The following is a 24,100-nucleotide window of genomic DNA, read 5'->3' on the forward strand; positions in this document are numbered from 1 at the left end:
GGCATTCATGGCCGATGTCACGCTGCGGCAAGTCCGAAAGTCCTATGGATCGCTCGAGGTGGTCCATGGGGTCGATCTCGACATCAAGAGCGGGGAATTCGTGGTGTTCGTCGGGCCTTCGGGCTGCGGGAAATCGACGCTTTTGCGCATGATTGCCGGGCTTGAGCCCATATCGGGCGGCGACATTTCGATTGGCGGGAGGGTGGTCAATGACGTGCCCTCGCCCCAGCGTGGCATCGCCATGGTGTTTCAGTCTTATGCGCTTTATCCGCATATGAGCGTTTATGACAACATGGCCTTTGGCCTGAAGCTGCAGAAGACGCCGAAAGAAGAGGTGGATCAACGGGTTAGGGAGGCTGCGCGCATCCTGCAGATCGATCCCTATCTCGATCGCATGCCGAAAGCCTTGTCCGGTGGGCAGCGCCAGCGCGTAGCTATCGGGCGGGCGATCGTGCGCAATCCAAAGGTGTTTTTGTTCGATGAGCCGCTGAGCAATCTCGATGCGTCCTTGCGGGCGCAGACGCGGGTAGAGATTGCCAAACTGCACGATACGCTTGACGCGACAATGATTTACGTGACGCACGACCAAGTTGAAGCCATGACGCTGGCGGATAGGATCGTGGTGCTCAATTCAGGGGTGATCGAGCAAGTGGGCACGCCGCTGGAGCTTTATCGCAATCCGGTGAATACCTTTGTCGCCGGGTTCATTGCCAGCCAGCGGATGAACTTTGTTCCGGTGACACCCGAGGCTGGCGGCTTGCGGCTTCCGGGTAACAGACTGTTAGCACTTGGGGGCACCGATCTGGCGAAAGTGCGAACGATCGGGGCACGACCGGAGCATATGGAGCTGGCGAGCCCGGAAACGGCGCACCTGAGCGGGACTTTGGCCGTGATCGAACAGTTCGGGGAATATGCGCTGGCCTATGTCGAGCTGCCCGATGGTGAGACGGTGACGATCAAGCTCGATGGGGCACCGGAGCTGGAATTGCACCAGCAGATGCATATCGGACTGCCGGCTGGGCAGGTGCATCTGTTTGATGAGGCCGGAAGGGCGATAAGGGTCTGAGAACCGAGTTTGCGGCCCCACCCCCACCCGACCTCCCCCATCAAGGGGGAGGTGAAGGGACGGTGGTTTTTGACGGGATCGCGCCACACACTCGGTACGGCACCTCCCCCTAGACGGGGGAGGATGGGAGGGGGTGACGGCGAGCGCGGCGGCCCGCCTTAGCCAGCAGCCCTAGGCTGAATGCCGGCGGCGCGGCGCAGGAAACCGTCGGATTTTTCCAAGGCGGTTTCGGCCGTGGGGCGGTCCATGCCGGTCAGGGCCATGAGGATGGCCAGTTTGACATTGTTGCCGGCGGTGACGAGCAGGCGTTCGGCTTCGTCGGCGCTGCAGCCAGCGACTTCCACGAGGATGCGGATGGCGCGGGCTTCGAGTTTTTTGTTGGAGACCGAAAGGTCGACCATCAGGTTCTGATAGGTCTTGCCGATGCGGATCATGCTGGCCGTGGTCAGCATGTTGAGCACCAGTTTTTGCGCCGTGCCGGATTTCAAACGGGTCGAGCCGGTGACGGCCTCGGGGCCGACGACGGGGGAAATGGCGATTTCGGCTTGGCGGGCAATGGTGCTGTCGGGATTGCAGGACAGGGCCACGGTGGTGGCGCCGACGGACTTGGCATAGTCGAGACCGCCGATGACATAGGGTGTGCGGCCGGAAACGGCGATGCCGACGACGACGTCGCGGGCTTCGAGTTTGACGCGCTCAAGGTCCTTGCGGCCCTCTTCGGGGGAATCTTCGGCGCCTTCAATGGGGTGGCGCAGGGCGTGGTCGCCGCCGGCGATGAGGCCGACAACCATTTCGGGCGGTACGCCAAAGGTCGGGGGGCATTCGGAGGCGTCGAGAACGCCCAGGCGCCCGCTGGTGCCGGCGCCGATATAGATGAGGCGCCCGCCATGGCGGAAGGCCTCGACGATCTTGTCGACGGCCTCTGTGATTTCGGGCAAAACCTTTTCGACGGCTTGAGGGACCTTGTTGTCTTCACGATTCATGGCCGCGAGAACTTCGCGGGTCGACATGAGATCGATCTCGACCGTATCGGGATTGCGGGCCTCGGAAACCAGCGTTTCCAGCTCCGCCATCAGAGCGCTTTTTGCCATGGGTAGTCCCCTCTGTTCGCGCAAAAATGCTAGAAGCGAATATTCCGCTTGTCAATGAAATGTGGAATAGAATATTCCTGTTGATGTGGGATGGCAGTTGATCCCTTGAGGCCCTATCGTCCCGCCCTGCGGACGCGGTTCTTTGGCAGGGCGTTTGCCTTCCACAGACAGCGCGCAGCCCGAGGAATAGAACATGTCCATCCTCAAAATTCTCGGTGCCAAGATCGAATCCATGACCCAGGCGGATCGCCAGATCGCCCGGTTCATTCTCGACCATCCCGAACAGATGCTGACCATGTCCTCGGCGGCCCTGGCCGAAGCGACCGGGCGTAGCCAATCGAGCGTGGTCAAATTCAGCCAGAAGCTTGGCTATGAGGGCTATCAGCAGTTAAAACTCGATGTGAACAAGGCCAAGGCGCAGGAGTTTCATGCGCCGGCCGGGGTCATTCACGGCACAATCGATGCCAGCGACTCCTATATGACGATCCTGCAAAAGTTGATCGGTTCGAAGCTGCTTTCGATGCGGGAAACGTCGGCGGTGAATACCGAGGCGACGATCGATTCCGCGCTCGATGCGCTGATGTCGGCGCGGCGGATCCAGCTTGCCGGCGTCGGCGCGTCTTCGCTGGTGGCGCGGGATTTTTCGTACAAACTGCTCAAACTGGGGCGGACTGTGCTGGTCGATAGTGACAGCCATATCCAGATTTCCAATGCCTCGGCGCTGAATGACCAGGATCTGATCATTGCGCTGTCCCATTCGGGGCGGAGCATGGAAACGCTGCGCATTGCCGAACTGGCGAAGAAGCGTGGGGCAACGCTGCTGTCGGTGACGGGATTGCAGCCCAATCCGTTGCTCGACATTGCCGATATCAGCCTCTTTACGGTGGCAGACGAGGAACGGGTGCGCTCTTCGGCGATCACCTCGCGCGATGCGCAGCTGATGCTGACGGATATGCTGTTCATCCTGCTGCTGCGGCGGCAGGCGGATGCTTATGACTATATCCACCGCAGCGAGGCGGCGGTGACGGTGCTCAAAGCCTGAGGGCTAGGGCAGATCCCACAACCATTCCCATTGCTGCGACATCCCATGGACCACCGGGACAAGGCCGGTGGTGACGATGGTGGGTCAGATTCAGTTTCCATCCACGAAGTCATTCCCGCGAAAGCGGGAATCCCGGTTATTGAAACAGAGATTCCCGCTTTCGCGGGAATGACACCGAGTGGGTGGGGAGAGCGGTAGTTATTGCCGGAAGCCCCTACCCGCCCGCCATTCGAGCGTAGCTCTCATGGCCTTCTCACTTCAAATCGCTCCACCGGAGCGATTTGCCCTGCGGGACAGTTCGAAGCCTTACCAAAATATGACCTGTCACAGTCCTGATGTAATTTTCTATTCTTGACATGATCAAATTTTGGAATTTAGTATTCCATCCCAAGGTGCTCATGAGGGGGCATCGAGGGATTAGCGGAGGGCATCTTGGCTCGACTATCGCTGCGCGGCATCAAGAAGCGCTTCAAGACCACCGATGTGCTCCATGGCATCGACCTCGAAATCGGGGATCGCGAATTCGTCGTCTTCGTCGGTCCCTCGGGTTGCGGCAAGTCGACCTTGCTGCGGTTGATTGCCGGGCTTGATCCGATTTCGGACGGCGACTTTTTCCTCAATGACCAGCGCATGAACGATGTGCCGCCCTCGCGGCGCGGCATTGCCATGGTCTTTCAATCTTATGCGCTCTACCCGCATATGGACGTTTACGAGAACATGGCCTTTGGCGCCCGGCTGATGGGGCTGACCAAGGACGAAGTCGAAAAACGCATTGCCGATGCGGCGCGCATGCTGCGGCTCGATGCGCTGCTGAAGCGCAAGCCGCGCGAGCTTTCGGGTGGCCAGCGCCAGCGCGTTGCCATCGGCCGGGCGCTGGTGCGCAAGCCCGATGTGTTTCTGCTCGATGAGCCGCTGTCGAACTTGGATGCGGCGCTCCGCTCCGATGTGCGTCTCGAAATCGCGAAACTGCACCGCGATATCGGCGGCACCATGATCTATGTGACCCATGATCAGGTCGAAGCCATGACGCTGGCTGACAAGATCGTGGTGATGAATGCCGGCCGCATCGAGCAGGTGGGTTCGCCGCGCGAACTCTATGAAACCCCGGCTAATACGTTTGTCGCGACCTTTATCGGGTCGCCGCGCATGACGCTGGTAGATGTGGCGCGGGATGGAGACCGCCTGGGCGTTGCAAATGGTGGTTCGGTCGCGACCGGCGCCCTGCCCGATGCGAAGAACCTGAAGCTCGGGCTGCGGCCGGACGCCGTAAAACTGCATCGCGGCCAGAGTGGCGAAGGGCTGTCGGCCACGGTCGTCTATACCGAATATCTGGGCGACAACGCCTATGTTTATGCGCGCCTCGCCGATGGCACGCTGCTCTCGGCGCGTACGACCCCCAATGATCTCTTTGCGCCTGATGAGGCTGTAACCGTGACGGTCGAGCCGGGATCCGCGCATTACTTTTCCGCCGAGGATGGCCGGCGGCTGACCTCGTAAAGGGTCGGGACAAACTATCCAGAAGTTTTCAAGGGAAGGGAACACAATGAAGACCAATCTGATCCGCATCGGCGCCGCACTCAGCGCCGTGCTCGTCGCAGCCCCGGCTTTTGCCCAGGAACTGACGTTCTGGAGCTGGCGCCAGGAAGACCGGGCCGCCTACGAAACGTTTATCGATACGTTCGAAGCGGCCAATCCGGGCATCACCGTCAAGTTCGAGACGTTTGAAGCGGCGAACTACAACACCATTCTGTCGACCGCTCTCGCCGGTGGTGTCGGCCCCGACGTGATGATGGTTCGTGCCTATGGCGGCATGGAAAACGTTGCTTCGGCCGGTTACCTCGAAGCGCTGACCACCGAAAGCGTGCCGGCTCTCGCCGATTTCGCTGCCCCGGCGATCGCCGCGGAAAGCATGCGCTCGGACGGCACGACCTATGCCGTGCCCTTCGCCAGCCAGACCCAGCTCGTGATCTACAACAAGGCCCTGTTCGACGCGAACGGCATTGCCGAGCCGCAGACCTGGGACGAGCTGAAGGCTGCAGCCCAGAAGCTCAAGGATGCCGGCGTCATCCCCTTTGCCAATGGCACCGCGACCGCCTGGCAGAACGAAACCGTCACCTTTGGCCTCGGCTCCTCGCTGATGGGCAAGGCCTTTTATGACGAGCTGATGGCCGGCACTGCCGATTTCACCGATGCCCGTTTCACCGGCGCGCTGGGTGAAGTGGCCGCCGTTGCCGCCGAGTACTTCCCGGACGGCTTTATCGGCCTCGACTACCCCTCGGCCCAGCAGCTGTTCTCCTCGGGCATGGCCGGCATGTTCATCGGCGGTTCCTATGAACTGGCGACGTTCAAGACGCAGAACCCGGATATCGAACTCGGCGTTTTCGCGGCTCCCGGCAAGACGGCGGAAGATGCCAAGCTCGTCGGCCTCTATTTCGACGGCGGCTATGCAGCCAATGCCGCCGGCGCCAATAAGGAAGCTTCGGTAAAGTTCCTGAATTACCTCGCGAGCCAGGAATTCGGCCAGGCTTTCGCCAATACGCTGAACAACATCTCGACCATTCCGGGCGTGACGTTCGACAACCCGCTGCTGGCTGAAGTCAACGACCTCAACAAGTCCTCGATCCCCTACCTGATGCTCGCCCACTTCCGTTATGGCGAACCCTCGGGCTCGGTGCTGATCCAGGGCGAAATGCAGAAGCTGTTTGCCGGCGAAACCGCTCCGGAAGCCATCGGTGAAGCCCTGACCACGGGCCTGGCCGCCTGGTACGAGCCGTTCAAGAAGTAAGGCGGATCTCCCTCCGCTGAGGGGGTGGGGCGTAAACCCCACCCTCATTCCCTCCCCACAAGGGGGGTGCGCCGGTGATTGTCTGAAGTCAGGCGTTCTAAATATCGGTTCCTGAGTCCCCCTCCTCCCCGTGGGGAGGGATCAAGGGTGGGGGTAAATTCCCACTCGCTCCATCGCAAAAGCGAGCCCTAAAAGTGCCCCAACTTCGGATGACAGGCCGCGGCCTCTGGATTACCGCGCTCATCGTGCCGCCACTGGCCTTTGTGGCTCTCTTTATCGTCTATCCCATTGTTTCGGCTTTCGCCTATGCCTTCTTCGATTGGCAGGGTCTCAAGCGGCTCGATTTTGTCGGCCTCGAAAATTTCTATACGGTGCTGTTTGTCGAGCCCTATCGGAGCTGGACGATCAATGCCTTCAAGAACAATGTCATCGTCTTTTTCGCGCTGATGGTGCTGCAGAACGGGCTGGGGTTCATCCTTGCCTATGCGCTCTGGCGCGAACTGCCCGGCGCGCGCTTTCACCGGATTGCGGTGTTTCTGCCGGTAGTGCTGTCCACCATCATTGTCGCCTATCTCTTCAAGCTCTTTTACCACCCGCTCTTTGGCGTCGTGAACATCACGCTAAAGGGGATCGGGCTTGGTTGGCTGGCGCAACCGTGGCTCGGGCAATCGGGCACGGCGCTCGGCAGTATTATCGTGGCGCAGGCCTGGCATATGGTTGGTTTTCCGACGCTCGTCTTCCTTGCCGGCATGCAGCGCATCCCGAGCGAAATTCTCGATGCGGTGCGCATGGAGACCGAGAGCGAGTGGGTGAAAATCACGAAGATCGTGTGGCCGCTGGTGGCGCCGAGCGCGACCATCGTGTTCACGCTGCTCTTTGTCGGCGCGTTCAACTGGTTTGAGCTGCCCTATATCATGGGTGGTCTCGATGGCTCGCCGTTTGGCTCGACCGACGTGCTGGGGCTCTATTTCTATCGCACGGCCTTTGGCAATGTGTCGGCCGGGCAGCAGGACTTTGGGCTGGGCTCGGCACTGGCTGTGTTGATCTTCATCTTCATTGCGATCGTTGCGGGTGTCATCACCACGCGGCTGCGGGCCCGGGAGATCCAGCTATGAGCGCGGCTGCGACCAATTACTATGACCGCAAGGGCCTGTTCGCGACCTTGGGGCGCGACGGGATGCTGCAGATCATCCTGATCGCCAATACGGTGCTGATGCTGGCGCCGATCGTCATCATGGTGTTTTCAGCCTTTAAGACGACGCCGGAAATCTTCAAGTCGCCGTTTGGGATTCCCGACTTCACGCAGGTGGCCAACTTCGTGAAAATCTGGAGCGAGACGAACTTTCTGCGCTACCTGCTGAACTCGTTCGTCGTGACCGGCGCCTCGATGGTGCTGATCCTGACGCTTGGGACCATGGCGGCCTATGCGCTGGGGCGCTATGCCTTTACCGGCTCCAGTTTCATCCTGATGTTCTTTTTGGCGGGGCTGACGCTGCCGCTGAAACTGGCGATCATTCCGCTGTTCATGCTGATGCGGGACCTTTCCATTCTCAACAATCAGCTCTCGCTGATCTTCGTCTATACGGCCATGGGCCTACCAACGACCGTGTTCATCATGACCGGCTTTATCCGCAGCCTCCCCAATGAGCTGGAAGACGCGGCGCGCATGGATGGGGCGAGCGAGGCGCGGATCATGTGGGCGATCATGTTGCCGCTGGTGCGCCCGGCCATGGTGATTGCCGGCATCCAGAATGTGGTGCCGATCTGGAACGACTTCTTTTTCCCGCTGGTTTTCATCCAGAACGATAACCTGAAGACGCTGCCGCAGGGTCTGACGACGTTCATGGGCGAATATACCACCGACTGGGGCGTGCTGTTCTCGGGCTTGACCCTCTCGGCCGCACCGATCATTCTCATCTATATCGTCTTGTCCAAGCAGTTCATTGCCGGCATGACTTCGGGAGCGGTGAAGTGAATCTTGCGCTGCCCAAGGGCCTGATCGTTTCCTGCCAGGCGCGGGCCGACAATCCGCTCCATGGCCCTGTGTTCATGGGCGCCACCGCGCTGGCGGCGCGCGATGGTGGGGCCAAGGGCTTGCGAGCCAATGGGCCGGCTGATATTCGCGCCGTGAAGGGCGCGGACCTGCCGGTGATCGGCATTCACAAGGTGTTTTCGGACGAGTACCCGGTCTATATCACGCCGGACTTCGACGCTGCGGCGGCGATTGTCGAGGCGGGGGCGGAGATCGTGGCGCTCGATTGCACCATGCGGCCGCGCAATGGGGAAAGCCCGGAAGTGCTGGTGCGGCGCATTCGCGAGGAGCTGAAGGCGGAGGTTTTCGCCGACATTTCCACGTTTGAAGAAGGCGTTGCGGCAGCCGATTGGGGCGCGACCTATGTGGCAACGACCCTGTCGGGCTATACGGAATATACCGAGCCCAAGCCGGCGCATCCGGACCTCGACTTGCTGGAAAAGCTGGCTCAGCGGCTGAACGTTCCCGTGGTGGCCGAGGGTCGCTACAATACGCCTGAATGGGTGAAGCGGGGCTTTGGGGCCGGCGCTCATGCCGTTGTGGTGGGCACGATGATCACCAATCCGCGCGAAATCACCAAAATGTTCGTCAGGGATGGCGTGCCGGAATGACGGCCGTGCATCTCGGGGTCGATGTCGGCGGCACGGCCAGCCGCTGGGTGGCTTGTGACGATTCCGGCGCTGTCTTGGCGCGCGGAAAAACGTCGGGTGCGACCGGGCATCTGTTCAATCCGGTCGAGAAGGAACGGCTGCGCACGGCGCTCGGCGCTATTGCCGGTGACCTCAAGGCGCATGGGTTTTCGGCGAAATCGGCGACGACGGGGCTGACGGGATTTGGGGCCGGGGTTTCCGGATTGCTCCGCGAGCAGCTGGTCGAATTTTTCGGCGTGGCGGCCGAATGCTGCATCACCGTCGACGATATGACGCTGGCCTATGCCTCGATCTTCAAGCCGGGCGAAGGGCATCTGATCTCGGCAGGGACGGGGTCGATCGGGCTCCATATCGGCACGGGCGACGCCTATGTGCGCGTCGGCGGGCGGGGAATTCTCATCGATGATGCGGGGTCGGGGAGCTGGATTGCGCTGAAAGCACTCGACACGCTGTTTCGGCGGCTCGATCACGATGGGTCGTTTGCCGGCGTTGCCGTGCTGGCGGACGAGATCGCCAAGCGACTGGGCAGTGTCGAATGGCATGTGGTGCGCGAATTCGTCTATGGCGGCGATCGTGGGCGGATCGGGACGCTGTCGGTGGCGGTTGGCGCGGCGGCGGAGCGCGGTGATCTGATCGCGCGGGAGATTTTGGCTTCAGCCGGGCGCGAGCTGGCGCTGATGGGTTCGGCGCTGACGGGGCGGGTTGGGCAGAGGCCGATCGGGTTTGTCGGTGGCGTCTTGGCGCTGCCGGGGATTCGTCAGGCGATTGTCGAAGCGCTGGCGGGACACGAGGTGATTTTCCCCGAGGCGGACGCGGCGCTGGCGGCGGCGCGGATGCAGACGGATGTATCGTCGGAATGGCGAGCGGCCCTGGCTGGGAATAGCGGGCTGGCGTGAGGGCCACCGCAACTTAGACTCTCACAGCGTCATTCCCGCGAAAGCGGGAATCTCCGTTTCAAGTTCAGGATTCCCGCTTTCGCGGGAATGACGCTGTGGGTGAGGCTAGTCTGGCAAGATGGATTGCCCGGACAAGCCGGGCAATGACGATGATTGCTGAGCCCAGTTCTATTTCTTCTTCATTGCAGCACTGAGCAGAGCGCCGAAGGCGCCTTGGTCATTGCCCTTGGTTTTTTGTTCCGGGCGCTGTTGCTGGGGGCGGCTATTGCCTGGACGGGTTTGTTCCGGGCGGCTTTCGCGGGCCGAAGTGCCGCCGTCGCGGCGCATGGTGAGGCCGATGCGTTTGCGGGGGACGTCGACTTCGACAACCGTCACTTTCACGACGTCGCCGGCTTTTACGACCTCATGCGGGTCTTTGACGAACTTGTCGGCCAGCTGCGAGACGTGGACGAGGCCGTCCTGGTGCACGCCGATATCGACGAAGGCGCCGAAGGCGGCAACGTTCGTCACTGTTCCTTCAAGCTGCATGCCGGGTTTGAGGTGCTTGATGTCATCAACACCCTCGGCAAAGGTCGCCGTCTTGAAGGCGGGGCGCGGGTCGCGGCCGGGCTTTTCCAATTCGCCGATGATGTCGCGGACGGTGGGGAGACCAAAACGCTCATCGACGAAGACGCGCGGGTCGAGGGCTTTGAGGGCTGAACCATCGGCCATGAGGGCACGGACGTCGCGGCCGCAGGCGGCGACGATTTTCCGCGCGACGCCATAGGCTTCGGGGTGGACCGAGGAGGCGTCGAGCGGTTCGGTGCCGTTGGGGATGCGCAGGAACCCCGCGGCCTGCTCAAACGTGCGCTGGCCGAGGCGGGCGACCGAGAGCAGGTCTTTTCGCGTCTTGAAGGGGCCATTGGCGTCGCGATGGGCGACGATGGCTTCGGCAATGGAGGCGCCGAGGCCGGAGACGCGGGCGAGGAGCGGGGCGGAGGCGGTGTTGAGATCGACGCCGACGGCGTTCACCGCGTCTTCCACCACGCCATCGAGCGATTTTGCCAAACGGTATTGATCGACGTCGTGCTGGTATTGGCCGACGCCGATGCTTTTGGGCTCGATCTTGACCAATTCAGCGAGGGGGTCCTGCAGGCGGCGGGCGATGGAGACGGCGCCACGAAGGGACACGTCGAGGCCGGGGAATTCGGCGGCCGCCAATTCGGAGGCCGAATAGACCGAGGCGCCGGCTTCGGAGACGATCACCTTGAGCGGCTTTGGCGCGGGCATGTGGGCCAGCATTTCGGCGACGAGCTTTTCGGTCTCACGGCTGCCGGTGCCATTGCCGATGGCGATCAGTTCGACATTGTGGGCGCGGATGAGCTTTGCGAGCTCGATCTGGGTGCCGGTGACGTCGTTGCGCGGCGGGAAGGGATAGACGGTTGAGGTGGCGAGGACCTTGCCGGTGCCGTCGACAATGGCGACCTTTACGCCGGTGCGGATGCCGGGATCGAGGCCCATGGTGGCGCGGGAGCCGGCGGGGGCGGCGAGCAGCAGGTCCTTGAGATTGCGGGCGAATACGGTGATGGCTTCTTCGTCGGCGCGTTCGCGGAGGTCACGCATCAGATCGAGCGAGAGGTGCACATAGAGCTTGGTGCGCCAGGCCCAGCCGGCGACTTCGAGCAGCCATTTGTCGCCAGGAAGTGAGCCGCCGATCTGGTAGGCCGAAGCCACCATGCGGACGGCCGGTTTTACGGGCGCAGTGTCGTCGGCATCGACTTCGATATCGACGGAGAGCACTTCCTCGTTGCGGCCGCGCAGCATGGCGAGGGCACGATGGCTGGGGGCCGTGGCCCAGCGCTCGGTATGATCAAAATAGTCGGAGAATTTTGCGCCGGCTTCCTGCTTTCCGTCGATGACTTTTGCCCGGAGGGTGGCGCGATCCTTCATATAGATGCGCAGGCGCCCGACGAGGTCGGCGTTTTCGGCCATCTGTTCGACGATGATATCGCGGGCGCCATCGAGGGCGGCTTTTGCGTCGGGGATGTCATCGTTGAAGTAGCTGGTTGCGAGATCGGCGGGGACGAGGCGTCGATCGCCAAGGATGGCTTCGGCCAGGGGGCCCAGACCCCGCTCCCTGGCGATTTCGGCCTTGGTGCGGCGCTTGGGCTTGAAGGGAAGGTAGATGTCTTCCAGTTCGGCCTTGGTGGGCGCGGCAGCGATGGCGGCGGCGAGGTCGGGCGTCAGCTTGCCCTGTTCGGTGATGGATTTGAGGATAGCGTCGCGGCGGGCGTCGAGTTCGCGGAGATAGCCGAGGCGCTCTTCGAGGTTGCGGAGCTGGGTGTCATCAAGGCCGCCGGTCACTTCCTTACGGTAGCGGGCGATGAAGGGGACGGTGGCGCCGCCGTCTAGGAGTTCGATGGCAGCCTTGGCCTGATCGGGCCTGGCGCCGATTTCCTGGGCAATGCGGGTGGCAAGGTTTGGAGTGGGGAGCGCCATGGGTCAGCCAGTCTGGATTCGAGTTGGCGCGACCATAATGGGGATTTGGGCGAAAACCCAATCATGAGGGGGAGAGGGTGTGGAAAGGTGGCATCCGGGCCCGTCACCCTCGGGCTTGACCCGAGGGCTCTGTACTTGCCGCACGCCCGCTAAGTAAAGTGTCCTCGGGTCAAGCCCGAGGATGGAGGGCGGAGGGATTACACGCTCGACATTTCGCGCAGCAAGAGCGCCGGGCGGATGGAGAGGACGCGGAGGAGCGTCGTCGCACCGAGGATGGCGGTCATGCCGACGAGGCCGGCGACGACGATGCCGATGGTGGCGGGATCGACGGCGAAGGCGACGTTGAGGAGGACCTGGGTGAGGAGCCAGGCCGTAAAGATGCCGGACGGGATGGCGATCAGGGCGGCGAAGACGGCGAGGAGGAGGAACTGGATGAGCGCACTCACCAGAATCTCACTGCGTTTGGCACCAAGCACCTTGTTGAGCACGGCGTCGGATTCGCGCTGGCGGCGACCGGCGGCGAGGCTGCCGATGAGGATGAGGAGGCCGTTGAGGACGGCGATGCCGCCTACGGCCGCGACGGCGAGGGAAAGCTGGCTCAAGGCTTCGGTGATGCGGGTGAGCGTGGCGCCGATCTCGATGAATTTGATGTCGACATATTCGCTGGCGAGGAAGCGTTGCACCTCTTCTTCGCGGCCGGGTTCGGCGGTGACGGCGGCAAGGATGGTCGAGGGGTACATGTCCAGGACGCCGGGGGAGAAGGCGACGAGGAAGTCGATGCCGCCTTGCCAGGCATAGTCGCGGAAATTGCCGACGGTGGCGGTGATCGTCTCGCCGAAAATTTCGAAGGTGATTTCGTCGCCGATTTTGGCGCCGAGACCCTGGCGCAGGTTCTGGTGCAGGGAGACGAGGGCGGGGCCGGTATAGTCGGCGGGCCACCACTGGCCTTCGACGAGGCGGGAAGCAGGCGGCAGGACCGAGCGATAGGTCATGGGGATTTCGCCCGAGAGCAGGAAGGCGGCTTCGGGGCCGTTGGCGGCAAGGTTCTCGATGGGCTTTCCAGCAATGCTGACGACGGTGCCGCGCAGCATGGGCGTGGCGGTGACCAGGGCAATGCCGTGTTCGGGGCCGACCGAGGCTTCGAGGGTCTGCATTTCGTCGGGGAAGAGATCGGAGGCGACAAGGGTCGGGGCGTCGAAGACCGAGGCGCCGAGGAACTCGTTGCGGAGGTTGATGGCGAGGACCTGGACGACGACGAGGATCACCATGGCGAGGCCGACAGCAGTGACGACGGCCGAGGAATTGCGGGTGGTGCCGATGATGGCGCGGAGCGACTGGCGCAGGGGGCGCCAGCGGACGGCGGGGAGTTTGGAAAGGCCGACAAGTGCGAGGCGACTGCCGAACTGGAGGAGCACGGCGGCGCCGATGGCGGAACCGGCAAAGGCGAGGACCAGGATGAGGTCGTTGGTGAGGACCACGGCCAGCCAGAAGAACAGCAGCACGGCGATAGCCAAAGGCAGGAGTTCGCCTGAAGCCAAGAACTTGCGCCAGTCGATGCGTGGGGCGCCGAGGCCTTTTGAGCGGAAGAGATTGGCCGGGGACACCATCTGCGCCTGGACGAGGGGCAGATAGGAAAAGGCAAAGGCGGTGAGGAGGCCGACGGCGCCGGCGACGAGAACGGCGAGGAGATCGAGTTCCCTCGCGAGCGGAATGCCGATGGCTTCACCCACGGCGGGGAGCACGACAAGGCCGATGGTGACGCCCACGGCAATGCCGATGCCAACGCCCACGAGGCCGAGGGCAAGCACCTGGACGAGAAAGTGGACCAGAACGCGCCAGCGCGAGGCGCCGAGGCTGCGGAGCACGGCGATGACGCCGGAACGCTCGCCGATATAGGCGGACATGACGCTCCAGACGGAAACGCCGCCGATGAGGAGCGAGCCGAGGCCCACGACCATCAGGAAGCCGGTGAAGAGTTCATAATAGCGCAGCATGGGGCCGAGGCCGTCAAGGGCGGAGCGGATTTCCCAGCCGGCATCGCCGAGTTCGGCGGTCAGACGCTCGCGTTCGGCTTCGGTATCGCCGGAGGCGAGGAGCAGCTTGTAGCGGAAATTGGTGCCGAGGCCCGGAAGGGGCGAGGTGCGGTCGGAGACATGGGCGAAGCCGTCGGTGCTCAGCAGCGCCGAGAGGCCGAGGCGGAAACCGCGGACGGGGCCATCGGGGAGGCCGGTCAGGGTGCCGCGGACTTCGAAATCGGTGCCGCCGATGGAGATGGTGTCGCCGGTTTTGAGGCCGAGCTGGTCGAGCATGACGGGATCAACGAGGGCGCCGAACATGCCGTCGCGCTCTTCAAGGGCGTTGAAGGGCGAGACCATGGCTTCGCTATCGCTGGTGCCGACGCCGCCGAGAAGGGGATAGCCGGGACCGGCGGCGACAAGGTCGACAAAGGCTTCGCCAGTGAAAGATTCGGCGCCCAGATTGGTCTCGACGACGCTGGCGAGGGTGCCGGCCTGTTCGAGGATGGCGAGTTCGCTGGCGTTCGCCGCCCGGTCGGAGCGGGTGAATTCGAGATCGCCGCCCATGAGCATGGCAGCGTTCTGGTCGACGGCGCGGGTGATGGCCGAGGAAACCGCGGAAACGCCGGCGATCAGCGCGGTGCCGACGGCGAGGCAGATGATGAGAAGGGAAAAGCGGGCCCAGTCGCCGGCCATTTCCTTGAGGCCGACACGGGCCGCAGCAAGCAAGGCACGCATCAACGGGGGCTCGTGGTTTCGGTCAGCTGACCCTGTTCCATGGTGAAGGTGCGGTCGGTGCGTTCGGCCAGGTGCGCGTCATGGGTGATCATGACGACGGAAGTGCCATTCTGGCGGGCGAGGTTGAACATGAGTTCCACCACCACGGCGCCCGACTTCTGGTCGAGATTACCGGTGGGTTCGTCGGCCAAGAGGAGACGCGGTTTTGTCACGAGGGCGCGGGCGAGGCCGACGCGCTGCTGTTCGCCACCGGAAAGGGCGGAGGGGCGGTGATCCAGACGCTTGCCGAGGCCGACGGCGTCGAGCGCGGCGGCGGCTTCCTTGCGGACATCGCTGAGCTTCATGTCGGGGCGGGCGATTTCGAGCGCGAGGCCGACATTGTCGAGGGCCGTCAGCGAGGGAATAAGATGAAAACTCTGGAAGACGATGCCGAGGGTCTGGCGGCGGAAGACGGCCATGGCGTCTTCGTCGAGTTTTGTGATGTCGGTGCCGCCGACCTGGATGCGACCGGCGCTGGCGCGTTCGAGGCCGGCGAGCAGCATCAGGAGCGAGGTCTTGCCGCTGCCCGAGGGGCCGACAATGGCCACCACTTCGGCCGGATTCACCGACAGATCGACACCGCGCAAAATGTTGAGCGGCTTGCCGGCGACTTCGACGCTATAATCGACCTTGCTGGCGATGATGATCGGGCTATTGGCCATGCGCGCCGCTTTCTTGGGATTAGCAGGAGCATCGGAAAGCGGGGACTGTTCAGGCGCGGACACGCTGCCTCCGGCGGTAGTGGTTTACGCGGTGTAAATGCCGCATCTTTGCTCGATCATATTAAACTGGCATTGTTGGATGAAGTATAAAGAAGTCATGCCCGGGGGGCGGACAATTATGACCAAGAGGATTTGACGTGGTGAAGGGTGGGAAGAGCGCCATTGGCGTGGCAATGATGCTGGTAGGGCTGGCCGCAGCGCCGGCGCTGGCGGGGCCGGGCGAGCAGGCGCTGCTGGCTTCCTATGTCGGCAATTGGCGCGGCGAGAGCATTTTGCAGGGCGGCGACAAGCCCGAACCCTTCCGCTGCCGCCTGGCCGTAAGCCCCGGAAATTCCGGCAAAATCAACTATACCGGCCGCTGCACGCTGGTGAACATGAACCTGTCGGTTTCGGGCACCATCGCCTATGTCGACGCCAAGGGCCAGTATGAAGCCGTGATGACCTCCAATGCCGGCTTTTCGGGCATTGCCGTCGGCAAGCAGGGCGGCAATGAGATCGGCTTTGACCTCGTCGAGCGCCAGAAGGATCGCGGCGGCAATGACGTTGCCATCGGCTCGCGCATCTTCCTCGTCGGCGATTCGATTCGGGTGGATTTCCAGGTGGAATTCAACGATTCGGGGAAACTCCTCACCACCAGCGTGCCGTTCGCGCGCTGATCACAAGGTTTTGCCCCGCCCTTTGTTATGAGGGCCGGCAGATCGATCCCGAGGGATCGGACCGGAGCGCATAATTGCGCGCCGGTGCAATGCGGCTCTTGCAGGATAAAAACATGATGCAATGTGTCATGTTTTTATCACACGACGAAAGTCGAGCACGGTTTTTCGATTTTTTCTCGCTTTGCGCATCACGCCCCACTGGTGAAAACGCAAAAGCTCGCCTATCTTGCCATCGCTGCGCCGCAAATGCCGCGCACTCATACAGTCAACACTCGCAAGGAGAGGAATGACGATGACTACATCGCCGACCATTACCATCCATGCCCTGTGTTCGACCGTAGTAACCCGCCGCACTGACGCCAAACGCTGGCAAGGGTCCTGCTCGAAACGAATGTGATTCCGATCACGTTCACGGTGTGAAGACAGTCACACCACCGTCTCAGAGTTTCGATAAGACCCGCAGCGAAATGGCTCACCGGCGTGGACAGTTCCACCGCCCGTGTTTTCCCATTCGTCGCGCAAGTGGAGATTCCACCCATGCAGGAAAACAGTTTTTCTAAGGCCGAAACGCTTCGGCCAACCGTGATTGAAGTTGGCGGCGAGCCCCAGGGCGTCGTCGTGCCGGCAGAGGGCGGCTTCCGCTTCCTCGCCGTGAAGCTGCCGGCCTTCGTGGTCGATGGCCAGCATTTTGCCTCTGTCGAGATTGCCCATCGGGCGGTGCGCGAGGCCGTGCAGGGTTCTGCTGAAATCTAGGCGCGGTCGGCCCTGGCCGCGCCACCATATCTGCTCGTCCCGATGTCCCCGCGTGAGCGGGGATTTCTGTTTTTTGGGGGATGGGCCCCTGCCCTAGCCGCACTCGATTGTCACCCCGGCGCAGGCCGGGGCCTATCCTGAGATCTCAAGATGGGCCCCGGCCTGCGCCGGGGTGACAGCCGGTGGGAGTGGCGATCATCGTGCCAACCTGTTTCAGAGTCCCCGCAGGCTCGGGAAAAGCTCCGGCCAATAGGCCAGCGGTTCGAGGACGACGAAGAGGTCGGCATCGACGGGCATGTCGGCCATCATCCGGCAGATGCCGAGGATCAGGTCTGAGGGCGAGGGATTGTCGGGCACGAGGCGCTCGAGGCGTCCTTCGAGGCTGTGCCTCAGAACGCCTGCGCAAAGCTCTCCGTTGTGCACGAAGAGGAGAAGGGCCGTCTGGCCCGCCGGAATCTGGTCCGGCGTGACGCGCACATATCCCGGCATTTCCGCACCGCTTGGGTTTTGACCGTGACGCTGCGAAGAGGATCAGGCCCAGGCGGTTGGAACCGTCTTTCCGGCCCCGCGCGCAAAAATGCGGAGCCCCATACGGATTTTGACGGAGCAATTAGCCATCATTGCTCGAATTGAGCTCTTCGGGACGCTGGCCCTCTGCCAGAGGCGGATGGGGATCGAGCGCACGCAGAACCGCATCGGCCAGCGCCTCGACATCGATACGTAGAGCGCCCGCCTTGGCCTGACGCTGCAATTCGGCAGATATGGCCGCGGCGATGGCCGAGCGATGCGTTTCCCTAGCCGTTTCCATCGATGGACACTCCCTGCTCGTCGATCCGCACTTCAATGCCCGGTTGGGATTGCTGCTGCTGATAGGTATAGATCGCAAAGGCGACGACGGCCACGGCGAGCACGGCCACCAGGGCATAAAGTCCGTTTCGGCTCATGGAGAACTCCTGACGCTTGGATAGTCAATTTCCAACGCGATAGGAGGAAAAGGGTTCACTCTTCGGCGAGGGCACGAAGGGCCATGACGAAGGCGGTGACGCCGATGCCGACGGAGCTCGAATTGTCGATCATGACCGGGGACACATCGGCCGGCAGCGCGGCGCCCTCGCGGGCGAGGCGGGCGGTGATCTGATCGCGGTTTTCGCGACCGCGTTTGGAGAGGCGCTCGGCGCGCAGCGAGATTTCGGCGGTGATCATCACGACGCGGCAATTGGGATATTTGGCAATCGCCGTGGGCACGACATGGCGCGAGACATTGGCGACGACAATACGGCCCAAAGCCAGATCGGTATCGACGCCGATGGGCAAGGCGTAGTTGAGGCCATGGGCCTCCCAATGAAGCGCCAGGCGTCCATTGACCAGAGCCTCGGCGAATTCGTCGGGCTCGATGGAGAGATGATCTTCGAGATCGAGGTCGGTGGGACGGGTGACGAGGCGGCGCACGAAGCTGAAGCGCTTGTCGGCATCGAGCGCCTGGCGGGCGCCTGTGATCAGCGTGTCCTTGCCGACACCCGAGGGGCCGATGACCAGAACCAGCACTCCGGGCGGACGATCGCTCAACTGACCCTGATCCCCTCTTTCCAGACGGCGCGTACGGCGGGCACGCGCGTCTCACCTGAAACTCGCACCAGATCGGCCCTTTTGCCAATGGCGATCTCGCCGCGGTCCACAAGACCGGCGGCTTCGGCCGGATTTTTGGTGACGGTGAGGAGGGCCTGCGGAAGGCTGACCTCCTGCAAACGCTGGGGCAGGACGAAGACGGCCTGCAGCAGGGCGAAGGGCACGTAATCGGAGCTGAGAATATCGAGAAGGCCGGCGGCGACGAGATCGCTGGCGGAAATGTTGCCCGAATGGGATTTGCCGCGGACAACGTTTGGCGCGCCCATCAGCACGGCCTGGCCGGCATCGTGGGCGGCGGCGGCGGCTTCAAGCGTTGTTGGGAATTCGGCGATGGAAACACCGTCTTCAGCGGCTTCTTCGACCTGCGCCAGGGTGGCGTCATCGTGGCTGGCGAGAGCCAGGCCCAGTTCGTGGGCGCGAGCGACGATGGCTTGGCGATTGGGGGCGGAATAGCGGTCGTGCTCGGCCTGGCGGGCTTCTATATAGGCCAGCATCTGCGCTTCGTTCTGGCCCATATGCTTGGCGTAAAAGCGCTTGTAGTCGTCGAGCGAACGGAACTGGCGCTGGCCGGGCGTGTGGTCCATGACCGAGGCGAGGCGCGTCTGGGGATGGTCGGCGAAAGCCTCAAAGTGTTCGACCACGTCATGGCTCGGCAATTCGCAGCGCAGGTGCAAAAAATGCTCGGCGCGCAGCCAGCCCTGTTCGGGACCGGCACGGACGGCATCCACCAAATTCTTGGAATGCTCGAACATGCTGGGCAGGTCGACATCGGAACCGATGCGGACCGCGTCAAAAACCGTGGTGATGCCGGAGCCGGAAATCTGCACGTCATGGGCATGAAGCGCGGCCAGCGGATCCCAGAAGACGCCGGGGCGTGGGCGATAGTGATTTTCGAGATGATCGGTGTGGAGTTCGACGAGACCGGGGATCAGATAATCGCCGCCGAAATCCTCGCCGGTTCGGGTGTTCTTGGTGTCGATATCAGCGATTTTTCCATCGCGCACGAGGACGCTGCCGGTGACGACGTCATCGGCAAGGACCACACGGGCATTGGAGAGAACGAGTTCGGACACGGTCAAGCTCCCAACTTGTAATCTTCGAGGCGGCGGAAGGGGCGGCCGCTATCGGGCTCGTGGAAGAGAACCAGACGATCGAAAAGGACCGGCTCGGCAATGTCGGGCGCGAACCATGATTCCAAGGCGGTGCTGATTTCGGCGCGCTCTTCTTCCGGCAGGCGATCGGTCAGCGTCATGTGGAAGCGGAATTCGTCGAAGACATAGGGATAGCCGTAGGAATCGAGCAGTTCTTCCTGACGCGGGGAGAGGCCGCGGGCGGCGCGGGAGGCCCGGTCCTTGATGCTGAGCGGGGCGCGGAAGGGTTCAAATTCCTCCACCACATAGGCGGCAAAATCCTGCAGGGCCTCATTGGGCTCGGCCGGGATGAGCGCGAGAAAGCCGTCGAGCGAGGCAATGCGCAGATGGCCCAAAACGAAAGGCGCCTGCTTGCGGGCAAAATCGGCGAGCGCGGTGCGCAGTTCCTCGATGCTCGCCCCTTCGGCCAGGGCCATGGGTGGCTTGATGGTGGCGTGGAAGGCGTAGCGATTGGCCGACTGGGTGAGATTGAGCAGGCGATTGCGCTCGATGCCGGCGACGGCGCCGTCGAAAAGCTGATTGGTCAGGGGATCGCGGCCAAGCCAGGCGGCGGCGCGGTCCCAGAGCGGACTATTGGCGGAGGGCGCGTAATAGATGGCGAATCGTTCGGTCATGAAAACTCCAGAAGCGTGCCGCTAGCGCCTCTATGTGTCTGCCTTTTGACATGACGGCAAGGCTGGACAAGGTGGGCGCCACTCTCCACAAAGACGGCGAGGAATTTTGGGGGTCGGAGGATGACCATGGACCGCGCGCTACTGCAAACCCTGTTCGAGCTTGCCGTGGAGCGCGCCCAGCCGGCGCTGGCCGTTTCGCGCCATTTGCCGCAGAAACCCAAGGGGCGCACGATTGTCATCGGGGCCGGCAAGGCTTCGGCGCAGATGGCGCGGGCTTTTGAAAAGGCCTGGCCGGGCGAGATCACCGGGCTCGTCGTCACCCGCTATGGCTATGGGGAAAAATGCGAGCGGATCGAGATTGTCGAGGCGGCGCATCCGGTGCCGGACGCGGCGGGTTTTGCGGCGGCAAAGCGGCTCAAGGAGATCGTCAGCGGGCTGACGGCGGACGATCTCGTGGTGGCGCTGATTTCGGGCGGCGGTTCGGCGTTGTTGCCGGCGCCGGCCGAGGGGCTGACGCTGGAGGACGAGCAGGCGATCAATCGGGCGCTGTTGGCTTCGGGTGCGCCGATCGGGGTGATGAACCTCATTCGCAATCAGTTTTCGACCATCAAGGGTGGGCGGCTGGCGGCGCTGGCGGCGCCGGCGCGGGTGGCGACGCTGGTGGTTTCGGATGTGCCGGGGGACGATCCGGCGCTGGTGGCCTCGGGGCCGACCATTTCGCTGGCGGGCACGCGGGCCGACGCACGAAAGTTTGCCGAGCTCTATCGGCTGGAACTGCCCGAGGCGGCGAAGAAGCTCTTGGCCAGTGATGAAAATCCGGCGCCGCGGGCGGATGATGCGCGGTTTGTCGGCAATTCGGTTGTCACCATTGCTTCGGCGGCCCTGTCGCTGACAGCGGCGGCTGAGGAGGCGCGAAAGAGAGGGATTGCGGCGGCAGTGCTGTCGGACTCCATCGAGGGCGAGGCGCGGGATGTGGCGCTGGTGCATGCGGCCATTGCCAAGGAAATTGCGCAAAGGAACCAGCCGTTTGAAAAGCCGGTGGTTTTGCTCTCGGGCGGGGAGACGACGGTGACCCTGCGCGGAAAAGGGCGCGGGGGGCGGAATGGGGAGTTTTTGCTCTCGCTCGCCATTGCGCTTGATGGCGTCGAAGGGGTGACTGCGCTGGCGGGGGACACGGACGGGATCGATGGGTCCGAGGACAATGCCGGGGCGTTTGTCGACGGCACCTCGGCGCGGCGGATGCGCGAGGCGGGGGTGGATCCGCTGGCAGCGCTTGCGAACAATGATGCCTATGGGGCGTTTGAGGCGATTGGGGATTTGTTTGTCACCGGGCCGACGGGGACGAATGTGAATGACTTTAGGGCGATTCTTATTCGTTAGCGCTCCTTTCCAACACCGCGTCATCCCCGCGAAAGCGGGGATCTCGACATGGGCAGGGATTCCCGCTTTCGCGGGAATGACGCCGGGTGCAGACTGCATGCCTGTTGGGGTGAGGCGAACCGAGGAGGAGCAAAAGAATGGCAAAGGCACTTGGTATTGGCGGCTTTTTCTTTCGTGCGCGGGACAAGGTCCAGTTGGCGGCCTGGTATGAGCAGCATCTGGGCGTGACGGAGCTCTGGACCCAGGAGGGCGGCCTGACTGTCTTTGCCCCCTTCAAGGACACGACCGACTATTTTCCGCCCGACAAGCAATGGATGATCAATTTTCGCGTCGACGATCTCGACGCGATGATGACGCAGTTGCGGGCGGCTGACATTGCCGTCGAGACGCGGCCGGATGAGTGGGACACGCCCGAGACTGGTCGCTTTGCCCGAATTCATGATCCCGAAGGCAATCAGATCGAGTTGTGGGAGCCTCCGGAGCCACAGTCGGAATAAAAATCATACTTTTGTTGCGAAAGGGCCTTGGCAGGCGGGGGAGAGGTTTGCTCTAACGTGCCGCAAACCGGCTCGGGGAGATGGATATGGCCAAGCGCAAGATTGCGGTGATCGGTGTGGGCAAGATCGCTGTGGATCAGCACCTGCCGGTGATCGATGCCTCGGGTGATTTTGAACTGGCGGCGACCGTTTCGACGCGCGGCGTGGGCCATGGCAATGTGCCGGTGTTCAAGACGCCGGGCGAGCTTTATGCGGCCATGCCCGAAGTTGGTCTTGTTTCCATCTGCACGCCGCCGGGCATTCGCCACACCTACGTTCGCGAGGCGCTCGACGCCGGCAAGGACGTGATGATGGAAAAGCCGCCGACGACGACGATTTCGGAACTCGACGACCTGATCGACCACGCCAAGCGGCTTGATCGGGTGCTGTATCAGACCTGGCACAGCCAGTTTAACGCGGCGGTCGACCGGGCCAAGGCGATCCTTGCCGACGAGGGTGTTACCTCGGCGCGTATCGACTGGCGCGAAAGCGTGCGGAAATGGCATCCGGGGCAGGACTGGGTGTGGGAGCCCGGTGGGTTCGGCGTTTGCGATCCCGGCATCAATGCGTTTTCGATCTTTACCAAGGTCATGCCGTTCCCGGTTTTTGTCGAAAGCTCAAAACTGACTTTCCCGGCCAATCGGCAGACGCCGGTCGATGCCGATATCGTCTTCAAATCGAGCCAGGCGCATAAGCCCAAGCTCTCCTGCGGGTTCAACTGGCTCGAAGAGTCAGGCGAAATCTGGACGATCCGGTTTGAGACGGGGCGGGGTAACGAGATCAAGCTTGAGAATGGCGGGCGGAAGCTGGTGGTGAATGGCCAGACGGTGCTCGAGCACGGCGATCTCGAATATTCGGCCATGTACGACCGGTTTGCGGACCTGCTGGATCGGCACCAGAGCGATGTCGACGCGGCGCCGCTGCGGTTGATGTCGGATGTGTTTTTGCTCGGGGCCCGGATCAATGGGCCGGAGTTTGAGTGGTAAGTCGCTCGGCGTCATTCCCGCGAAAGCGGGAATCCCGGCTTTGAAACAGAGATCCCCGCTTTCGCGGGGATGACACGGTGGGTTGGGATGGACAGAGACCAGCCTAAACCCCCTCCAATATCCGCTCGTGGTCCAGTTCCAGACACGTCGACAGATGCTTGCGGGCGTCTTCGGCATTGCCGGCTTCGATGGCCAGGATGACTTTTTCCAGCCCTGCGACGCTCGCCTCGCAATAGGTGCTGACCGTGCTGCTGTTGCGTGTCAGGGCCACCGCCAGCAGAAGTTCCACGACACCGACGACGCCCCTAAGCAGCGTGTTCTGCGAGCTTTCGGCGATGAGGCTGTGGACTTCCAAACAAGCCAAGCCGAACTGTTCGAGGCTGTCGCCTGATGTGGCGGCCTGATGCAGCCAGTATTTCATCAGGCGGACGTGTTCGGCGGTGCGATGGCGCGCGGCGCCGGTGACGGCGGGCAGTTCGAGGGCGGCGCGGACTTCGAAGAGGTTTTCGTAAAAACGCCGGTCCGGCGGGGCGTGAAAATGCCAGGCGAGGACCTGGCTGTCGAAAAAGTTCCAGCGGCTTTTGGGGGAGACGCGGGTGCCGACCTTTGGGCGGGCTTCGACGAGGCCCTTGGCTTCGAGGGTTTTGACCGCCTCGCGCAAAACGGTGCGGGAGACGCCGTAGGTCTCCATCATGACGGCATCGCTGGCCAAAACGGAGCCGACCGGGAACTCACCGCTGACGATGGCCCGGCCGATTTCGTTGATCACGAAACTATGGAAATTGCGCGCAGCGTGCCGGCCCGAAAGGGACCGGATAAGGCTGCCAGCTTCGATCATGGTGCG

At 62.5% G+C, this 24,100-nt stretch carries 25 protein-coding genes; 13 read left to right on the forward strand and 12 right to left on the reverse strand.

Going from position 1 to position 24,100, the window contains the following annotated elements; translation table 11 throughout:
- Positions 1 to 7: 7 nt before the first annotated feature.
- On the forward strand, positions 8 to 1,066 hold the full coding sequence (locus tag ACSQ2A_RS20125; protein WP_436073674.1) for an ABC transporter ATP-binding protein: 1,059 nt from the start codon (positions 8 to 10) through the stop codon (positions 1,064 to 1,066).
- Positions 1,067 to 1,224: 158 nt separating this feature from the next.
- Here the strand turns inward: ACSQ2A_RS20125 and murQ are convergent, their stop codons facing one another.
- A complete protein-coding gene (murQ, locus tag ACSQ2A_RS20130) occupies positions 1,225 to 2,157 on the reverse strand; it encodes an N-acetylmuramic acid 6-phosphate etherase (protein WP_436073675.1) in 933 nt (310 codons plus the stop codon).
- Between the two features lie 193 nt (positions 2,158 to 2,350).
- On the opposite strand from murQ, the gene ACSQ2A_RS20135 reads away from it, so the two are divergent.
- The 7 genes from ACSQ2A_RS20135 (at position 2,351) to ACSQ2A_RS20165 (ending at position 9,562) form a co-directional block, all read left to right on the forward strand.
- On the forward strand, positions 2,351 to 3,199 hold the full coding sequence (locus ACSQ2A_RS20135; RefSeq protein ID WP_295414049.1) for a MurR/RpiR family transcriptional regulator: 849 nt from the start codon (positions 2,351 to 2,353) through the stop codon (positions 3,197 to 3,199).
- Between the two features lie 432 nt (positions 3,200 to 3,631).
- On the forward strand, positions 3,632 to 4,696 hold the full coding sequence (locus tag ACSQ2A_RS20140; RefSeq protein WP_436073676.1) for an ABC transporter ATP-binding protein: 1,065 nt from the start codon (positions 3,632 to 3,634) through the stop codon (positions 4,694 to 4,696).
- Positions 4,697 to 4,742: 46 nt separating this feature from the next.
- The gene (locus ACSQ2A_RS20145) at positions 4,743 to 5,984 is read left to right on the forward strand and encodes an extracellular solute-binding protein (protein WP_295414044.1); all 1,242 of its coding nucleotides are present in this window, start codon (positions 4,743 to 4,745) and stop codon (positions 5,982 to 5,984) included.
- 194 nt (positions 5,985 to 6,178) lie between these two features.
- Positions 6,179 to 7,099, forward strand: a complete 921-nt coding sequence (locus ACSQ2A_RS20150; protein WP_436073677.1) for a carbohydrate ABC transporter permease — start codon at positions 6,179 to 6,181, stop codon at positions 7,097 to 7,099.
- Positions 7,096 to 7,959, forward strand: a complete 864-nt coding sequence (locus tag ACSQ2A_RS20155; protein WP_436073678.1) for a carbohydrate ABC transporter permease — start codon at positions 7,096 to 7,098, stop codon at positions 7,957 to 7,959. The genes ACSQ2A_RS20150 and ACSQ2A_RS20155 overlap by 4 nt, the downstream gene beginning before the upstream one ends.
- Positions 7,956 to 8,627: an N-acetylmannosamine-6-phosphate 2-epimerase gene (locus ACSQ2A_RS20160; protein WP_436073679.1), complete on the forward strand. Its 672-nt coding sequence runs from the start codon at positions 7,956 to 7,958 to the stop codon at positions 8,625 to 8,627. The genes ACSQ2A_RS20155 and ACSQ2A_RS20160 overlap by 4 nt, the downstream gene beginning before the upstream one ends.
- Complete coding sequence (locus tag ACSQ2A_RS20165; RefSeq protein ID WP_436073680.1) at positions 8,624 to 9,562, forward strand: N-acetylglucosamine kinase; 939 nt, start codon at positions 8,624 to 8,626, stop codon at positions 9,560 to 9,562. The genes ACSQ2A_RS20160 and ACSQ2A_RS20165 overlap by 4 nt, the downstream gene beginning before the upstream one ends.
- A 168-nt stretch (positions 9,563 to 9,730) precedes the next feature.
- Here the strand turns inward: ACSQ2A_RS20165 and ACSQ2A_RS20170 are convergent, their stop codons facing one another.
- The 3 genes from ACSQ2A_RS20170 to ACSQ2A_RS20180 form a co-directional block, all read right to left on the reverse strand.
- Positions 9,731 to 12,040: a Tex family protein gene (locus ACSQ2A_RS20170; protein WP_436073681.1), complete on the reverse strand. Its 2,310-nt coding sequence runs from the start codon at positions 12,038 to 12,040 to the stop codon at positions 9,731 to 9,733.
- Positions 12,041 to 12,237: 197 nt separating this feature from the next.
- Positions 12,238 to 14,793 carry an ABC transporter permease gene (locus ACSQ2A_RS20175; RefSeq protein WP_436073682.1) on the reverse strand — a complete coding sequence of 852 codons (2,556 nt, stop codon included), beginning with the start codon at positions 14,791 to 14,793 and terminating at the stop codon, positions 12,238 to 12,240.
- The gene (locus ACSQ2A_RS20180) at positions 14,793 to 15,557 is read right to left on the reverse strand and encodes an ABC transporter ATP-binding protein (protein WP_436073683.1); all 765 of its coding nucleotides are present in this window, start codon (positions 15,555 to 15,557) and stop codon (positions 14,793 to 14,795) included. Before ACSQ2A_RS20180 ends, ACSQ2A_RS20175 begins: the two co-directional genes overlap by 1 nt.
- 137 nt (positions 15,558 to 15,694) lie before the next feature.
- Between ACSQ2A_RS20180 and ACSQ2A_RS20185 the strand changes: the two genes are divergently transcribed.
- Positions 15,695 to 16,210 carry a hypothetical protein gene (locus ACSQ2A_RS20185; RefSeq protein WP_436073684.1) on the forward strand — a complete coding sequence of 172 codons (516 nt, stop codon included), beginning with the start codon at positions 15,695 to 15,697 and terminating at the stop codon, positions 16,208 to 16,210.
- A gap of 126 nt (positions 16,211 to 16,336) precedes the next feature.
- Here ACSQ2A_RS20185 and ACSQ2A_RS20190 read toward each other — a convergent pair whose 3' ends face one another.
- Positions 16,337 to 16,522 carry a hypothetical protein gene (locus ACSQ2A_RS20190; RefSeq protein WP_436073685.1) on the reverse strand — a complete coding sequence of 62 codons (186 nt, stop codon included), beginning with the start codon at positions 16,520 to 16,522 and terminating at the stop codon, positions 16,337 to 16,339.
- A gap of 225 nt (positions 16,523 to 16,747) precedes the next feature.
- Here ACSQ2A_RS20190 and ACSQ2A_RS20195 point away from each other — a divergent pair, with 225 nt between their 5' ends.
- The gene (locus tag ACSQ2A_RS20195; protein ID WP_295414020.1) at positions 16,748 to 16,963 is read left to right on the forward strand and encodes a hypothetical protein; all 216 of its coding nucleotides are present in this window, start codon (positions 16,748 to 16,750) and stop codon (positions 16,961 to 16,963) included.
- A gap of 213 nt (positions 16,964 to 17,176) precedes the next feature.
- On the opposite strand, the gene ACSQ2A_RS20200 is transcribed toward ACSQ2A_RS20195, so the two are convergent.
- The 6 genes from ACSQ2A_RS20200 to ACSQ2A_RS20225 form a co-directional block, all read right to left on the reverse strand.
- Positions 17,177 to 17,452, reverse strand: coding sequence for a hypothetical protein (locus ACSQ2A_RS20200; RefSeq protein WP_436073686.1), 276 nt, complete (start codon positions 17,450 to 17,452; stop codon positions 17,177 to 17,179).
- A 121-nt stretch (positions 17,453 to 17,573) separates the two neighbouring features.
- Entirely contained in the window at positions 17,574 to 17,771 is a 198-nt protein-coding gene (locus tag ACSQ2A_RS20205) for a hypothetical protein (RefSeq protein WP_295414016.1), read from the reverse strand.
- On the reverse strand, positions 17,758 to 17,907 hold the full coding sequence (locus ACSQ2A_RS20210) for a hypothetical protein (RefSeq protein ID WP_035079779.1): 150 nt from the start codon (positions 17,905 to 17,907) through the stop codon (positions 17,758 to 17,760). Before ACSQ2A_RS20210 ends, ACSQ2A_RS20205 begins: the two co-directional genes overlap by 14 nt.
- A 55-nt stretch (positions 17,908 to 17,962) precedes the next feature.
- A complete protein-coding gene (phnN, locus tag ACSQ2A_RS20215; protein ID WP_436073687.1) occupies positions 17,963 to 18,529 on the reverse strand; it encodes a phosphonate metabolism protein/1,5-bisphosphokinase (PRPP-forming) PhnN in 567 nt (188 codons plus the stop codon).
- Positions 18,526 to 19,662: an alpha-D-ribose 1-methylphosphonate 5-triphosphate diphosphatase gene (locus ACSQ2A_RS20220; RefSeq protein WP_436073688.1), complete on the reverse strand. Its 1,137-nt coding sequence runs from the start codon at positions 19,660 to 19,662 to the stop codon at positions 18,526 to 18,528. The genes phnN and ACSQ2A_RS20220 overlap by 4 nt, the downstream gene beginning before the upstream one ends.
- 2 nt (positions 19,663 to 19,664) lie before the next feature.
- Positions 19,665 to 20,354 carry a DUF1045 domain-containing protein gene (locus tag ACSQ2A_RS20225; protein WP_436073689.1) on the reverse strand — a complete coding sequence of 230 codons (690 nt, stop codon included), beginning with the start codon at positions 20,352 to 20,354 and terminating at the stop codon, positions 19,665 to 19,667.
- Positions 20,355 to 20,474: 120 nt separating this feature from the next.
- Between ACSQ2A_RS20225 and ACSQ2A_RS20230 the strand changes: the two genes are divergently transcribed.
- The 3 genes from ACSQ2A_RS20230 (at position 20,475) to ACSQ2A_RS20240 (ending at position 23,256) form a co-directional block, all read left to right on the forward strand.
- Complete coding sequence (locus ACSQ2A_RS20230; RefSeq protein WP_436073690.1) at positions 20,475 to 21,734, forward strand: glycerate kinase type-2 family protein; 1,260 nt, start codon at positions 20,475 to 20,477, stop codon at positions 21,732 to 21,734.
- 137 nt (positions 21,735 to 21,871) lie between these two features.
- Complete coding sequence (locus tag ACSQ2A_RS20235; RefSeq protein WP_436073691.1) at positions 21,872 to 22,231, forward strand: VOC family protein; 360 nt, start codon at positions 21,872 to 21,874, stop codon at positions 22,229 to 22,231.
- Between the two features lie 86 nt (positions 22,232 to 22,317).
- On the forward strand, positions 22,318 to 23,256 hold the full coding sequence (locus ACSQ2A_RS20240; protein ID WP_436073692.1) for a Gfo/Idh/MocA family protein: 939 nt from the start codon (positions 22,318 to 22,320) through the stop codon (positions 23,254 to 23,256).
- 103 nt (positions 23,257 to 23,359) lie between these two features.
- On the opposite strand, the gene ACSQ2A_RS20245 is transcribed toward ACSQ2A_RS20240, so the two are convergent.
- A complete protein-coding gene (locus ACSQ2A_RS20245; RefSeq protein WP_436073693.1) occupies positions 23,360 to 24,094 on the reverse strand; it encodes a FadR/GntR family transcriptional regulator in 735 nt (244 codons plus the stop codon).
- Positions 24,095 to 24,100 lie beyond the last annotated feature (6 nt).

This window comes from Devosia sp. LjRoot3, from assembly GCF_964252865.1.
Taxonomy (GTDB): Bacteria; Pseudomonadota; Alphaproteobacteria; order Rhizobiales; family Devosiaceae; genus Devosia.

What these genes read in the sequence shown, in the direction of transcription:
- ACSQ2A_RS20125 (WP_436073674.1), top strand. Translation starts at nt 8, where the DNA reads ATGGCCGATGTCACGCTGCGGCAAGTCCGAAAGTCCTATGGATCGCTC.
- murQ (WP_436073675.1), bottom strand. Translation starts at nt 2,157, where the DNA reads ATGGCAAAAAGCGCTCTGATGGCGGAGCTGGAAACGCTGGTTTCCGAG.
- ACSQ2A_RS20135 (WP_295414049.1), top strand. Translation starts at nt 2,351, where the DNA reads ATGTCCATCCTCAAAATTCTCGGTGCCAAGATCGAATCCATGACCCAG.
- ACSQ2A_RS20145 (WP_295414044.1), top strand. Translation starts at nt 4,743, where the DNA reads ATGAAGACCAATCTGATCCGCATCGGCGCCGCACTCAGCGCCGTGCTC.
- ACSQ2A_RS20155 (WP_436073678.1), top strand. Translation starts at nt 7,096, where the DNA reads ATGAGCGCGGCTGCGACCAATTACTATGACCGCAAGGGCCTGTTCGCG.
- ACSQ2A_RS20165 (WP_436073680.1), top strand. Translation starts at nt 8,624, where the DNA reads ATGACGGCCGTGCATCTCGGGGTCGATGTCGGCGGCACGGCCAGCCGC.
- ACSQ2A_RS20170 (WP_436073681.1), bottom strand. Translation starts at nt 12,040, where the DNA reads ATGGCGCTCCCCACTCCAAACCTTGCCACCCGCATTGCCCAGGAAATC.
- ACSQ2A_RS20175 (WP_436073682.1), bottom strand. Translation starts at nt 14,793, where the DNA reads ATGCGTGCCTTGCTTGCTGCGGCCCGTGTCGGCCTCAAGGAAATGGCC.
- ACSQ2A_RS20190 (WP_436073685.1), bottom strand. Translation starts at nt 16,522, where the DNA reads ATGGTCGGCGATGTAGTCATCGTCATTCCTCTCCTTGCGAGTGTTGAC.
- ACSQ2A_RS20195 (WP_295414020.1), top strand. Translation starts at nt 16,748, where the DNA reads ATGCAGGAAAACAGTTTTTCTAAGGCCGAAACGCTTCGGCCAACCGTG.
- ACSQ2A_RS20200 (WP_436073686.1), bottom strand. Translation starts at nt 17,452, where the DNA reads ATGCCGGGATATGTGCGCGTCACGCCGGACCAGATTCCGGCGGGCCAG.
- ACSQ2A_RS20205 (WP_295414016.1), bottom strand. Translation starts at nt 17,771, where the DNA reads ATGGAAACGGCTAGGGAAACGCATCGCTCGGCCATCGCCGCGGCCATA.
- ACSQ2A_RS20210 (WP_035079779.1), bottom strand. Translation starts at nt 17,907, where the DNA reads ATGAGCCGAAACGGACTTTATGCCCTGGTGGCCGTGCTCGCCGTGGCC.
- ACSQ2A_RS20225 (WP_436073689.1), bottom strand. Translation starts at nt 20,354, where the DNA reads ATGACCGAACGATTCGCCATCTATTACGCGCCCTCCGCCAATAGTCCG.
- ACSQ2A_RS20230 (WP_436073690.1), top strand. Translation starts at nt 20,475, where the DNA reads ATGACCATGGACCGCGCGCTACTGCAAACCCTGTTCGAGCTTGCCGTG.
- ACSQ2A_RS20235 (WP_436073691.1), top strand. Translation starts at nt 21,872, where the DNA reads ATGGCAAAGGCACTTGGTATTGGCGGCTTTTTCTTTCGTGCGCGGGAC.
- ACSQ2A_RS20240 (WP_436073692.1), top strand. Translation starts at nt 22,318, where the DNA reads ATGGCCAAGCGCAAGATTGCGGTGATCGGTGTGGGCAAGATCGCTGTG.
- ACSQ2A_RS20245 (WP_436073693.1), bottom strand. Translation starts at nt 24,094, where the DNA reads ATGATCGAAGCTGGCAGCCTTATCCGGTCCCTTTCGGGCCGGCACGCT.